Below are 14346 nucleotides of genomic sequence, written 5' to 3' on the forward strand. Positions count from 1 at the left end.
AAGGAGCGAAGAGCCATGGATGAATCCAAGGAGCTGGAGCAGCGATTGCGCGAGATGTTAACCGAAGGGGAGATGGAGGATTCCGACGATACGCGTGAGCGCGAGCGTCAGGTGCTTCCTCCCAAATATGAGGTTCGCATTCAGTTGGAACATGATCCGATCGTGGAAGAAACGTTGAAATATCGGAGCATCGCACGCGAAGTGGATGACCGCTACGATCGTTACCTGGAACGTGCGGATGGCAGCAAACGAAATTCCGATCATGGAACTACATCGGGGGAGCCCAAGAAGGGTTCTTGAGCCTGGTTCAAATGAAGCAACATGAAGGACAGACTTTCTCTTATGGGAAAGTCTGTTCTTTGGCGTGTTAAGCTTTTGGCGACAGGACTATTAAATAATGATAGAATCGATATATTGGAAAATGGGGCCATGATGGCCTCAACCTGGCACGTCTTTATTCTGAAAAGGAGTGGGATCCGAGAATGAAACATACACGTACATGGAGATACACGGCCGCCGGTATTACAGCGAGCATGCTGGCAGGGGTGCTGCTCTTCTCCTCTTCTTCCGCACCGGCATACGCTGCCGCTGCCAATGGGAACGGGAATGCATCCGGGCAGGCAGTAAGCGCAAAAAGCAGCACTGCTGCGGTCGCAGAACCTTTCCGCATCGTCACATTAGGGGATTCCATTACGGTAGGGTACGAACCTAATTTGAAAGACCTTCCATACGGTTACGTGGAACGTCTGCAAGAGCAAGGGTTGCTTCACGGACGTACGCAGACCGACAATTTCGGCATTGCCGGACTGAAGAGCACTGGACTGAAAAACTTCGTTGCCGCGATTCGCGCTGGCCAAACGATCTCTTCGGAGGCGATTCAACCGAGCTTGGCTGATCCGCGCGCAGGACAGATCGGAGCCAACGTTTCTGCCATTCGCGAGAGTCTGGCACAAGCGGATCTCGTGGCCATTACGATTGGCGGCAACGACGTTTCCGAGCTGCTTGGAACGGCGGATAAGCTGGACAACGAGGAATTGGAGGCCAAAGTAAAGGAACTGCTTGCCGCGTATACCAGCAATGTGAATGCGGTAATTCAGGATATCCATGCGCTTAACCCGGATGTTCGCATCGTGATCGCGGACCAGTATCAGCCGATGCCCGAAATCGGGGGCAAAGCGTTGTATGCCAAACTGATGGAGGCGGCTGCCGGTTTTACGACGACCATTGATGGGATTGCGGCCCAATCCGTCAGCGATGGCATCGATGTGAAGGTGGCACACGTTGCCAAGGAATTCGTCGGCGGTGAAGGCACGATGACACATATGATCAAAGATCGCGATTTCCATCCGAACCAGTTTGGCTATGAAGCCATTGCCAAAGTGTTCGCCGAAACGATCTGGGGCGATTACACCAAGCTGACCGCCCCGACGTCGGGTCAACCGATGAACATTATCGTGAGCGGCAAACTGCTGGATACCCCGTACAAACCGATCAATCGCGACGGCAAAAACTATGTGGCGATCCAGGATATTGTGAATGCCGTGGGAGCCGCTACCGTGTGGGACAACAAAACGTCAACCGCAACGATTACATATGGCGAACGTAAGGTGGCCGTAAAAATCGGCGCGAGCACCGTTCAGGTTAACGGAGCAGCCGTTGCGGTGGATACGCCTGCATTCCTGAACAAGGTAGGCAAGGAGTCCAAAACGTACGTGCCGCTGGCGATGGTTGCCGAAGGTCTTGGTTTTGACGTGCAATACGTAGCGAAGTTGAAAACGGTATTTGTGAATCCATAATCGGCCTCAGAGCAGGAAAATCCATGTTGATCTTAGAATCGGCATGGATTTTTTGCTGTTGGTCTATTTTTCGACCACACAGAGAATAACGCGTTTTTGTACGCCAGACTCAAAAAGTTGATTATTTATGTCTTGTCATTCGCTCATGGATGTGTAAATATGAAAATAAATTACAGTAAAGCGGAAAACATGCCAGATCACTGCACCCTTCTCCAATCAAAGGAGCGCTTTGAATGAGACAAATGAAGAACGCTTTCACGGCACTGCCCATTCACCACAAAACGATTCTTCTCATCGGATGTTTGATGCTGGTCAGCTTCACCTTCTATGTATCCGTCCTGAGTTACGTATTCAACATTTATGACCGCCAGATCTACGAGAAATCGTCCCAGGTCCTGAACATGTCTTCGGTGGGGATCGAAAACCAGCTGCGCGAAATCGCCAATCTGTCCTTCAAAGTGATGTCGGATGAACAACTGCAGCAGTACCTTCTGCAACTGGACAAGGCGGATACCGTGTATGCCCGAAATACGCTGCGCAAAAAAATTACGAACCGGCTCGTCGCGTATGCGGGTTCGGAGAAATACGTCTATTCCATGCTGTTTATCGATAACGACAACAATATCATGGCGGCAGGAAACCGGGAGGGCATCTCCAAAGATATGCAAACAGAGCTTGTCAGCCTTGGGGACAAACACGCCGGCTCCAATGCCTGGTACACGGGGGGAGATCGCCAGGCGAGACTGCTGTCCGTACGACAGGTGAAGTCATTCACCGGCGGGTTTACGCTGGAGAAGCTGGGCACCCTGATCATTCGCGTGCGGTTGGACCGGATCGTGCAGGACCAGATGCAGCACCCGGCCGAAGACTCGCAGCTCATGATCACGGACGGCAAAGAGGCCATATATCCGACGGAATCCACGGTGAGCGAGGAAGAAATTGCCGCCGAGCTTAACCGCACGCAGCCCTACGGCATCGCGACGTTCGAGCAGGGAAGGCATTTTGTGGCCCGCGCGAACTCTTCCTATACGAACTGGGTGTATTTGTACATGACCCCGTACGATCAGATGTTCAAGCAGATCCAATTTATTAAACAGCTGGTTACCGTCATTTTTATCGTGATTATGCTGACTGCATTGTTGGTCGGCGCGAAATTTTCCCGAAGCATTACCCAACCGATCGCCCAGCTGATTAAAAAAATGCGGAACATCGAAAAAGGCGATCTGGATAAACTGGAGGAAGCCGCTCTGGGAAACGTCCCCTTGTCGCCTCAGAACGAGGTCGGGCTTCTGCACCGAACGTTCAAAATGATGCTGCAGCGCATCCGGGAACTGATCGAGGAGAATTATGCGAAGCAGCTGGTCATTCGCGAAACGGAATTGAAAGCGCTTCAGGCGCAGATCAATCCCCATTTTTTGTACAACACGCTGGAGTCCATCAACTGGATGGCAAAGGTGCAGAAACAGACGCAAATTTCCGAAATGGTCGAAGCGCTCGGCTTTTTGCTGCGCAGCTCGGTCAACATGTCGGAGAAGTGGATTGCCCTGGAGAAGGAGCTGGACATCGTTCGCAGCTACGTGACGATCCAGCAAACGCGATTTGAGGAAAGACTCGATTTCGACATGGATATTGCACCGGAGGTGACCACGGCCCGGATCCCGAAGCTGACGCTGCAGCCACTGGTGGAAAACGCGATCCATTATGCGCTTGAGCCGAGCATTGATCCATGCCAAATCCGGATCAGGGCCAGGGCTGAAGGGGATAAGGTCGTGATCGAGGTGCAGGATGACGGACCAGGCATGACGCCGGAATTCATGGAACGGCTGCAGGAAGGACGAATCAAAACGAGAGGGCAGGGCATCGGATTATCCAACATTCAGGAACGGATCAGGCTGACCTTCGGGGACGAAGGCGAGATGATCGTGAGCAGCAGACCCGGCTCGGGAACCGTAGTATCGATCAGAATACCTTGGATCAGGGAGGACGATGACGATGTACAAAGTGATGCTCGTAGATGATGAACGCGTAATTCTGGAAGGCATTTCCCAGGTCGTGGACTGGGCTGCGGCCGGTACGGAGCTGGTGGGTACCGCCAGGAACGGAGTGGAGGCATTGGACAAAATCGGTCGATCCCAACCGGATATCGTCATTACGGACATTTCGATGCCGGGACTGGACGGTCTTGGACTGATTGAGAAGGCAGCAGAGGAGTATCCAGGGGTCAGATTCATTATGCTGTCAGGATACAAAGAATTTGAATATGCGCGCAAAGCGATGCAGTTCGGGGTGAAGCACTACCTGCTAAAGCCCTGCAACGAAAATCAAATCCATGATGCATTGACGGAGCTTCTCCAGGAGCATCAAGACGCCCGGGCCAAGGAGCATGTGGCCGGCCAGATGGAGCAGCGTCTGCAGCGCGTGCTGCCGCATGTGAAAGAGCAGTTTCTGCTGGAATTCATGACCAACCGCACTTATGGCCCTGTGGATCTGGAATATTATCAGGAGCTGTTCAATCTGAAGCTGGAAGACCAGCAAGTAAGGCTGCTGCTGTTCCGGATTGTGGATGAGCATGATTATAGCCATCTGTTCGCGATTAAAAACATCGCCAGCGACCTGCTGCCTCACGCACAGCTCAGCACAACGATTGAAGGCAAGCTGCTTCTGCTGCTGAAAGACTCCGAGGGACTGGAGGCATTGAAGGACAGCATCGAAGAAGTGCGTGCCGCCTTCAAAAGGTTATACAAATTGGAAGTGACAGCCGCGCTCAGCGGGGCCGATCGCATGATCGAGTCCCGCCGCCTGTTCCGCGAAGCGCTGCAATGCCTGAATCATCGCTTTTTTCTGGGGGAAGGCAAGCTGATTACGACGGATGACCTGCATTTGGCCGGTGAAGGCGACGGTCTGCACGTCGAACAGGATGCGGACCGATTGTGTCAACTGATCAAGTCGGGCCATACCGAGGAAGTCCAGGCCGAGGTGGAGCGTCTGTTTGAACTGCTGGCCGGTCGCCAGCTCGAAATCGGCGTCACCCGATCTTACGTGCTGCAGCTGTACTCGGCCATGATCCATGTGTGCCCGCCGGAGGAAGCTGCAGAGTTTACCCAGCGGATGGCATCCTTGCCCGAAGTGGATACATTGTCCGGCCTGAAAGGGTTTGTAGCCGAAAGCGCGGCCAGGCTGACGAACGGTTATTACAAAAACCATATCTGCCGCCAATCCTCTGCTGTGGAAAAAATGATGGATATCGTAGACCGCCACTTCGGCGAAGCTGATCTGTCCCTGAACGGGGTGGCGCATCAGATGCTCTACATGAACCCGGATTATTTGGGCAAAATTTTCAAAAAAGTGACCGGAGAGAATTTCTCCAACTATGTGAACCGTCTGCGGATTGAACGGGCATGCGACCATATCCGCCGGGGCGGAGATGTGAAAGTATTCGAGCTGGCCGAACTGTTCGGCTTTGGCGGCAACTCGCAATATTTCAGTCAAGTCTTCAAAAAATGGACCGGCATGACTCCGACGGAATTTCGGAGAACTTGCATCTAACACGAGGCCAACAAACGAATGTAGGCCATTTGTGGGAGGACGGACAGCTCCGGAGGGAGCCGGACGTCCTCCTCTGTTTTTTGAACCAACAAGACGGTTTTGTGTATTCAACTCTGTTCGTACTTTTGGGAAAATGACCTTATCAAGTTGGTGAAAGCGTTATCAGATTGAGCGGGGTAACCGATTCACCTCATACAATTCAACACAAAAGGGGAGATTGGCATGGTGAAAAAGGCAATATTCCTGATGATGGCTGCGCTGCTTGTATTTACGGCTGCATGCAGCTCCGAAGGGGGAAGCTCATCGGGCGGCGCGTCTTCGGACGGCTCGGTGAACCTTCGAATCGCTTGGTGGGGCTCGGATGCGCGTCACGAATATACGCAGAAGGTCATTGACCTGTACAAAGAAAAAAATCCGAACGTCAAAATCGACGTGGAATACGCCTCGTTCGACGACTATTGGAAAAAGCTCGCTCCACAGGCTGCCGCGAATCAGCTGCCTGACATCGTACAGATGGACATTTCCTACATCAGCCAGTACGCGCAGAACGGACAGCTCGAAGATCTGGCCCCATACCTGGGCAACCAGATCAAAGTCGATGACGTTTCCGAAAACGTAATCAGTACGGGAGTCATCAACGGCAAGCAATACGGCGTGCCTGCAGGGGTAAACGTATTGGGCTTCCAATACGACCCGGCCTTGTTGAAAAAAGCGGGCGTAGATGCCCTGCCTGAAAACATGACGTGGCAGTCGTATGAAGAGCTTGGTAAACAAGTTGCGGCCAAAGGCATGTATCTGGACGGCGGCGTGGCGCCGGACATTTTCTTCCACTACTTCCTGCGTACCAAAGGGCTGTCCCTCTATAATGCCGAAGGAACCGGCCTTGGTTACGATGACGACAAACTGTTCGTGGAATTTTTCGGATTGATGCGCCGCATGATCGAGCAAAAGGCTGCGCCTTCGCCGGACATCGCGAACCAAACGAAAGGCATTATCGAGGAATCCGACCTGGTTAAAGGTACAGGCATCGGTATTTGGCAGTGGTCCAACCAGTTCGTGGCGGTGCAGCAGGTCGCCAACCGTCCGCTGGAATTCGCGCCTATGCCGGGGCCGGACATGGAGAAAGGGCTTTACATGCAGCCAAGTATGTACTGGGCAGTAACGTCCAACTCCAAAGTGAAGGAAGAAGCAGCGAAATTCATTGATTTCTGGGTGAACGACGTTGAGGCCAACAAGCTGATCAAAGGGGAACGCGGTGTGCCGATTTCCGGCAACATCAAGGAAGCCATTGCTTCCGAGCTGAGCGAGCCGACGAAACAAGTATTCGACTTCGTGGCCGCGATGGAACCGAAGGCTTCTCCGATGAGTCCGCCGCCGCCGGTCGGATCGCCTGAAGTGATTGCTTCCCTTGCTGACGTTGTCGAGGAACTGAACTTCGGCAGAATTACGCCGGAGCAGGCAGCGCAGACGTTCCGCAGCAACGCAGAGTCCATTTTGGCCAACAACAAGAAGTAGTTGAACGATGTTTTGCCCGCACCCATCGCGGGGAGGATGGAATCGAAGGCTGCCCGCGAACCGCGGGGGCCTTTGCCCGTCCCGTCCCAGTCGAGATTGAGATGCAGGTGGGGACGGCAGGCAATCCATAAAGGAGGTTTGTTACGTTGAAGCGGTATACGTCGTTGCGCAATAACTTGACCGGATACGCGTTCATCAGCCCGTTCATTATCGGCTTTTTGGGCTTTACGCTGATTCCGATGTTCGTATCCCTGTACATGTCGTTTACGAGTTACAACCTGTTTACCTCTCCGCGCTGGATCGGCATGGACAATTTCACTAAGATGTTTTTCGATGACCCGAAATACTGGAACTCAGTGAAGGTCACCTTCCTGTACGTGTTCATCGGCGTGCCGCTGAGGTTGATATTCGCCCTCTTCGTGGCGATGATCCTGAATACGGGTTCCCGCATGGTCGGCACATACCGAACGTTGTATTATCTTCCTTCCATTATCGGGGGAAGCGTGGCCGTGTCCATCATGTGGCGCAACATTTACAGCAACGAGGGTGTCATTAACAGCGCATTGACGGCAATCGGGATCGGACCGATCAGTTGGTTTGGCGATCCGAATGCGGCGCTTGTGATGCTGATCTCCCTGTCCGTTTGGCAGTTTGGTTCCTCGATGCTGATCTTCCTGGCTGGATTGAAAAATATCTCGCCGGAGATGTACGAAGCAGCAAGCGTGGATGGGGCTAACCCAGTCAGAAAGTTTTTCCGGATTACGCTTCCGCTTCTGAGCCCCATCATCCTGTTCAACATGATCATGCAAACGATCAGCGCGTTTATGACGTTTGTGCCTGCATATATCATTTCCAAAGGCGAAGGCGGCCCGATGGACGGCACGATGCTGTACTCGCTGTATCTGTTCCGCCAGGCGTTCATGTTCAACAATATGGGATACGCTTCGGCCATGGCCTGGATGATGCTGCTCATGATCGGTGTATTGACGGCAATCCTGTTCATCACATCCAAGTATTGGGTCTTCTATGAGACCGAGGGAGGGAAGAAGTAACGATGGTATGGAGAAAAGTAAAGTGGCCGGTATATCACGTATTCGTTGCTGCCCTCGCCCTGTTGATGCTGTACCCGGTGCTGTGGATGCTGTTCAGCTCCTTCAAGGAAAGCCGCACGATCTTCGTGACCGCCGAATCATTGTTCCCGACCGAATGGATCTGGAGCAACTACGCGGACGGCTGGAAGGGAACGGCAGGCAGACCATTCATGCACTATATTACGAACTCGCTCGTTATCGTGGTGATCTCCACCATCGGTGCGGTGTTGTCGTCATCACTTATCGCTTTCGGATTCGCAAGGCTGAACTTCAGAGGCCGGGGCTTCTGGTTCGGAATCATGATGTTGACCTTGATGCTGCCGCATGACGTCGTGCTCGTGCCGCAATACATCATTTTCACGAAACTCGGTTGGCTGAACACGATTTTGCCGATCGTTGTCCCTACCTTTTTCGGGATGCCGTTCTTCATCTTCCTCATGGTACAGTTCATTCGCACCATTCCGAAGGAATTGGACGAAGCAGCCACGATTGACGGTTGCGGCAAGTTCAGGCTGTATTTGCAGATCATCATGCCATTGATCAAATCCTCGCTGGCAACCGCGGCGATCTTCTCCTTCTACTGGAGATGGGAAGACCTGCTCGGACCGGTGCTGTACCTGAATTCGCCGGATAAATACACGGTGTCGATGGCGCTCAAAATGTTCCTGGACAGCGAATCCGCCTCTAACTGGGGAGCGATGTTCGCCATGTCGATCGTCAGTCTGGTTCCGGTCGTTGCCGTATTTTTCATTTTCCAGAAACAGATTGTGCAGGGAATGAGCACCAGCGGGTTGAAAGGATAATGGTGAAAACGCAACCAATTTGATCAGGGGAGGTTGTTGCCATTGAATCAAACCGGAAGTGGCCAGAACGCTGCTGTGGCGACAGCGGCAGAAGGCGACAGCGGAAGGTCTGCCAGCTGGAAGTTCAACTTCGGCCCGGGTGCCGGCGTTAACGGGTATGTCAACGTTCGCGCCGACGCCCTGTATTCGGAAAAGGTAGGGTATGGCTTCGAACCGGGTTCGCTCGTTTACGAGAAGCGGCGAGTGCTGGAGAACGGGATAGGGACCGGTGGAGGACAAGGCACGGCAGGCCAACAGGCCGAGCTTCGTTCAAGCTTCTGCATCCCGCTCAAAGCCTCGTTTCTGGTGGATGTGCCGGATGGTACTTATCAGGTGCTATTGTTAACCGGGGATGCTGCCACGGAGACGATGACGAGGGTGAAAGCAGGAGAAGGCCGATTGATGCTGCCGACTGTTCGCACATTGCCTGGACAGTGCCAGGAGCTGCGCTTCTCCGTCGTTGTACGCGGCGGGCAGCTAAGGCTTTCATTTTCAGGTCCGGCTCCGCGTCTCAATGCATTGGAAATTACGCGGGCCGATCAGACGATGACGGTATTTCTGGCGGGGGATTCCACCGTCACGGACCAGCAGGAGAGCGGGTATCCGTATTGCGGATGGGGCCAATTGCTGCCCGCGCAGTTCAAGCATGACGTAGCCGTCGACAACCATGCCCATTCGGGGCGCAGCTCGCGCAGCTTTATCGACGAAGGGCGTTTGGACGCCATCCTTGAAAAGATCAAACCCAGCGATTTTCTGTTCATCCAATTCGGACATAACGATGAAAAGCCGGACCCCGCGCGGGGAACTGAACCTTTCACGACGTATAAGCAGTATTTGAAAAAGTACATCGATGCCGCACACGAGGCTCATGCCATCCCCGTACTCATTACGCCTGTTCATCGGCGCTACTTCGGGGAAGACGGGAAGCTCACCGATACGCATGGCGATTATATCGTGGCCGTGCGGGAACTGGCGGCGGAGGAAAACGTGCCCCTGATCGATCTCGCTGAGCGAAGCCGGATATTGTTCGAGCAGGCGGGCGTGGAGGGCAGCAAAGAGGACTTTATGTGGGTGCTGCCCGGTGAGTATTTGAATTTCCCTGGAGGCGTAGAGGATAACACGCATTTTCAGGAACGCGGGGCGCACCGTCTTGCGCAGCAGGTGGCGGAAGCCATTCGCGAGCTCCGTTTGCAGCCGCTGCAGATGTATTTGCGGTAAACAAACGTTAGCTTAACCAGCCCAAAGGAGGCAGACCAAATCATGACAGATCATGCAGAAACGGCAGTTCATGACGCGAAGGGGCATGTGTTTTGGGTCATCCCCGATGGTTATATTCCGCCGGAGAGCAGCGGCTCGCTCGAAAGCCACGAGAGCATTTGCGTGCTGAATACGGGAATCCAGGATGCAGAGCTGGAGATCACCATTTTTTTTGAAGATCGCGAGCCTCTGGAACACATCAAAGCCGTCGTCCCGGGACGACGAACCAAACATATTCGCACGGCTTCCCTTCAAGCGAACGACCAAACCATTCCGGCAGGCGTGCCCTATGCCATTACGGTATCCAGCAACGTGCCGATTATCGTGCAGTACAGCCGGTTGGATACAACGCAATCCGAATTGGCATTGATGAGCGTTGTTGCCTTTCCGATCGCATAAGCAGATTATCCCTGATGTACGAAGAAGGTTCCCATTCCGGATTTCCGGACAGGAACCTTCTTTTGCTTTCAGGAGGAGTTGTACTTGTACGTGCTCGCATTCATAATGTTTACCTGCACTTCAACCTTTCCCAATTTAAAATCGGTAACGGGATTTGCCCGGTTTCGGGCATGCTTCTTCCACAATTCCGGATTGTGGCGGTATAGATGCTCGGCTAGGCCGTAAGCGTCTACGCGGCGGGATTGGGCGATCTTGAATGTATGGCGGATATCCTTTTGAATTTGCTGCGCAGCGAGCCGTTCCATTTCCCGAACGGAACTTGGTTTCCCGTGATCTTCGATGATCGATCCGTTCACCAAAGTGGTAAGGTCAAAACGAATACCGTTCCCTTCCGGTACTGCTTTGACGATCGTGCGCGGATCGCGAAGCGAAAGCGAGAGGAGCGGTACTTTTTTGTCCTCGGCATATACGTATAAAGGGTACTGGTAGACTTTCCCGTATTTGACGTATCGGGCACCGAAAGCGTGCTGTTCCTCGATCCTTCCCTGATTATGTCCGCCTGAAACGACATAGAATCCATCCGTCTGAATCAGCGGAGGTTTTCGTTCCCCTTGGACCCATGTCGTATTCACGGAGGTGATCGAGGGAACGAGAATCGTTGAGGCAGGCTCGCGGAATCCGTCCAAAAGCTGGTGCAATCGTATAGGCTCAAAGGAAGAGTACTGCTTGTACAGCTTCATCGGCTCAAACAATTCGATGGTCTGCATGGACTGGTTCAAGAGAGCAGAGGGCGATAACACTTTGTTGATCTCTTCCTTTGTTCCATAAATCCATGGTGTATACCGTAACTGGCCCGAATGCAGCAGCGTGTCGAAAATATCGGTCAGTTTGCTGTTCAGTGCGTTCTCGCTCAGCACGATTGCTTTGACATGCGTCCATAATGTTTGCTGCTGCGAACTGCGATAGAGATCGTTGATAGCCATATTCAACGTTGTTCCTTTGCCTTGCCCGATCCAGATTTCGCTATCCTCCCGCTGGCTTGGTCCCTCCTGCTTGGCTATGCTCGAAAAATCTATGACTTGTGCATATGCGATATAGTGATCCTCTGCATAATCGATACCGAGGGCCGTAATGAAATTGATGCTCTGCACTTCCTTGGAATCCCAGCATCCAGATAATGGAAGGACTGCTGCACATAGAAGTACCAGAACAAGCACTTTAGATTTCAAAGGTTCGAAGCGGTTTATGAAACGGAGCTGCGGCTGCATCATGAAGAATCCTCTCCTGTACGCGTCGAGTCCTGCGTACGCAGGGCAGCCGGGCGGTTAACCCGGTCTTTGGAAGGCAGCATCGACACCGATTGCGTGAAATCTCCCGGGATGTAAGGAGAGACCGGGGATAGATAGGCAACGCCGTAACATTCCAACGAAGCGAGATGGACGAGCAGCACAAATAATCCGATCATGAAACCGTACAGGCCAAGAGTGGTGGAAAAGAGGAGCAAGAAAATGCGAACTTGGGACGTTACCCCGCTCAGCACCGTATTCACCAGAATGTAACTGGAGATGACCGATATCGCCACCGTGACGATAATGGTGGGGGAAGTAATTCCGGCGCGGATCGCGGCATCCCCGATAATCAGCCCCCCGACGACGCTGACCGTTTGCCCAAGGGCTCTGGGGAGCCTTCGGCCGGCTTCATTGAACAGTTCGAACATAAATATCATCAAAAATGCCTCCAGCGTGACGGGCAAGGGCAGGCCCATCCGCGTACCCGCGATGGTTGCCAGCAGCGGCAGGGGAACCTGCTCCAGATTAAAGCTGGTCAGCCCGATATAAAACGACGGAAAAAAACAGGCAATCAGCAGTCCGGCGATCCGCAAAATCCGCTCAAACGTCACGATAAAAAAAGGAGTGCTCTCATCCTCAGGGGATTTAAGCTGGTTAAAGAGAGTGGTCGGTGCAATGGTGGCGACCGGGGAGCCATCGAACATTACAGCAAACCGGCCGTTGAGCAGCGAGCTGACCACGTAATCGGGCCGCTCCGTGCTGTCCGTCAGCGGAAAGATGGTTTTCACGCCTCCCATCACCCCCCTCTCGATGACAGACGTGCCCATGAGGCCGTCAATCTTGATATGGTTTACGTTTCGCCGGGCCTCTTCCAAAATATCCGGATTGATGACGTCCTTAATGTACAGCAGGGCCACGGAGGTCTGGGTACGATCCCCTTGAACGAATTTTTCGTAACACATGGAGTCGCTTTTTAACCGTTTGCGGATGAGCGCGATATTTGTGCTGAGTTCCTCCGTAAAACCGTCCCGGGGACCTTTCACGGAGGATTCAATGGCCGATTCTTCGGGTGAGCGCCCCGGCACGGAAGCGATATCGAGACTGTATGCCGGTTGGCCGGAACCAAAGATCAGCAGTAACTGTCCGCTGAAGATGAGCCGGTTCATGTCCGGAATATTCCCGATATGGGCAATAGGGGTTAGAGCAAGTCCCAATTCAGTGGGCAGCGCCTTGCCGCTTTCCTGTGAAACATGCTCGATTCGTGGAACCACATACTGATTGATCTGTTTGAGGTCCGTCAGCCCTTCGCAATACACGAGGATCACGGGCCATTCAGGATGGAGTTCTCCCGAAGGATACCCTTGAACCACGACGTCCGCGCAGGCACGGAACGTTTCTTTCAGGGAACTGAGCAGGGATTCATGCGATTCAGCTTTTATCGTTTTCTGTTTCTGCTCCATGATGTTTCCTCCTTTGGGAACGTGAGCTGAACCAGGCAGTGATTGTGGCAAGAATGGCGAGGGTTCCGAGATACAGCATATTGGCAGGGAAAATATAATGAACGAGCCAGGACTCAAACGTGATGTCATTAAAGGGAATCAGCATGCTCATAAACATCAGGATCGTTAACGTGCTGATCAAGGCCACCTTTTTTCGAACGCTATTAATATGCCATATCTCCACCACGATATACATGGCGAGGGAGATTCGGGTAAAAGCTCCTGCGAGCCATTGGTAGATGGAGAAAAAATCGGTTTGGGCAATGTACTTTCCTAATGACGCGATTCTCCATTCTTCAAATGCCGGGTACCGCATCCGCGCAGCCTCAAAGGGGTCGAATTCGACGATAGCCCCGATCAGGGGGCCCAGCGTCAAACCTACCATGATGCAGGCCAGCAAGAGGTATTGCCACACTCGAATCCGCGATTTCAGATGCGGCTGGATGTACCAAATGAAGAGCAGTTCGAACAGACCCGCCAGACTATAGAGGGATCCTTTCAAAATAGGGGGCCATCCGTTCTCCAACAAGGGGAGCAGACGAGAATAGTCTTTGTATTGCATATTGACGATGGACACATAAAAACCGAGCAATACAACAAGCGGCAGCAGAAGGCCTGCCGTAAAGGCCATCGCGCGCATGCCTTTATAAGCGGTATACCCGCATGCTGCCATCAAGGCGATGCTTGTGGCGATTACGGGAGTGTCCTGCAAATAGTTGGTTTTGGCCCAGGTCGTTGTGTCATGAAGCGTGAAATAGATCACCGAGAGGAAAAACAGGCTATTGGTGATCTTCAATAGCAGGCCGACCGGTCTCCCGAGCCGGTCCGTAAACCATTCATGCAGCGTCTGATGCTGAAGATGGCGGGAGACGTAGGCCAACATAAGGACGAATAGCAAAAAAGGGCCTGCAGACACAAGCACTGATATCCATGCATCCCGCTTGGCTGCCGCCAGCAGGGCAGGGATGATCAGAACGTGGCTGATCAGGCCGACACTTAACATGATGAGCATCATGGCTTGCAAAAACGAAGGCTTCATCGGTTTCATGGGAGAGCACTCTTTTCCTGGATGAATGATATGCCGCTCTCAGCATTGTTAACGCGATGAAGCC

12 protein-coding genes are annotated in these 14346 nt (G+C 52.8%); 9 read left to right on the forward strand and 3 right to left on the reverse strand.

What is annotated here, in order from left to right:
* The first annotated feature begins 15 nt into the window (after positions 1-15).
* From MKY59_RS03500 to MKY59_RS03540, 9 genes are all read left to right on the forward strand, one after another.
* Positions 16-300, forward strand: a complete 285-nt coding sequence (locus MKY59_RS03500) for a hypothetical protein (RefSeq protein WP_339276009.1) — start codon at positions 16-18, stop codon at positions 298-300.
* 182 nt (positions 301-482) lie between these two features.
* A complete protein-coding gene (locus tag MKY59_RS03505; RefSeq protein ID WP_339276011.1) occupies positions 483-1796 on the forward strand; it encodes a stalk domain-containing protein in 1314 nt (437 codons plus the stop codon).
* A 233-nt stretch (positions 1797-2029) separates the two neighbouring features.
* Positions 2030-3814, forward strand: coding sequence for a sensor histidine kinase (locus MKY59_RS03510; RefSeq protein ID WP_236420812.1), 1785 nt, complete (start codon positions 2030-2032; stop codon positions 3812-3814).
* A complete protein-coding gene (locus MKY59_RS03515; RefSeq protein ID WP_339276013.1) occupies positions 3789-5342 on the forward strand; it encodes a response regulator in 1554 nt (517 codons plus the stop codon). The genes MKY59_RS03510 and MKY59_RS03515 overlap by 26 nt, the downstream gene beginning before the upstream one ends.
* A gap of 222 nt (positions 5343-5564) precedes the next feature.
* A complete protein-coding gene (locus MKY59_RS03520) occupies positions 5565-6857 on the forward strand; it encodes a sugar ABC transporter substrate-binding protein (protein WP_236420814.1) in 1293 nt (430 codons plus the stop codon).
* Positions 6858-7003: 146 nt separating this feature from the next.
* A complete protein-coding gene (locus MKY59_RS03525) occupies positions 7004-7909 on the forward strand; it encodes a sugar ABC transporter permease (RefSeq protein ID WP_236420815.1) in 906 nt (301 codons plus the stop codon).
* Positions 7910-7911: 2 nt separating this feature from the next.
* Positions 7912-8751, forward strand: coding sequence for a carbohydrate ABC transporter permease (locus tag MKY59_RS03530; protein WP_236420816.1), 840 nt, complete (start codon positions 7912-7914; stop codon positions 8749-8751).
* A gap of 75 nt (positions 8752-8826) precedes the next feature.
* Positions 8827-10008 carry a rhamnogalacturonan acetylesterase gene (locus tag MKY59_RS03535; protein WP_339278317.1) on the forward strand — a complete coding sequence of 394 codons (1182 nt, stop codon included), beginning with the start codon at positions 8827-8829 and terminating at the stop codon, positions 10006-10008.
* A 42-nt stretch (positions 10009-10050) separates the two neighbouring features.
* On the forward strand, positions 10051-10446 hold the full coding sequence (locus MKY59_RS03540; RefSeq protein ID WP_339276015.1) for a sensory rhodopsin transducer: 396 nt from the start codon (positions 10051-10053) through the stop codon (positions 10444-10446).
* A gap of 68 nt (positions 10447-10514) precedes the next feature.
* Here the strand turns inward: MKY59_RS03540 and MKY59_RS03545 are convergent, their stop codons facing one another.
* Genes MKY59_RS03545 through MKY59_RS03555 form a run of 3 tightly spaced genes read right to left on the reverse strand, consistent with a single transcriptional unit; the run spans position 10515 to position 14282 of the window.
* The gene (locus MKY59_RS03545; protein ID WP_339276016.1) at positions 10515-11717 is read right to left on the reverse strand and encodes a Ger(x)C family spore germination protein; all 1203 of its coding nucleotides are present in this window, start codon (positions 11715-11717) and stop codon (positions 10515-10517) included.
* The gene (locus MKY59_RS03550; protein ID WP_339276017.1) at positions 11714-13195 is read right to left on the reverse strand and encodes a spore germination protein; all 1482 of its coding nucleotides are present in this window, start codon (positions 13193-13195) and stop codon (positions 11714-11716) included. The genes MKY59_RS03545 and MKY59_RS03550 overlap by 4 nt, the downstream gene beginning before the upstream one ends.
* Complete coding sequence (locus MKY59_RS03555; protein WP_339276018.1) at positions 13164-14282, reverse strand: endospore germination permease; 1119 nt, start codon at positions 14280-14282, stop codon at positions 13164-13166. Before MKY59_RS03555 ends, MKY59_RS03550 begins: the two co-directional genes overlap by 32 nt.
* Between the last annotated feature and the right edge of the window lie 64 nt (positions 14283-14346).

Source organism: Paenibacillus sp. FSL W8-0426, assembly GCF_037969725.1.
GTDB lineage: Bacteria > Bacillota > Bacilli > Paenibacillales > Paenibacillaceae > Paenibacillus > Paenibacillus hubeiensis.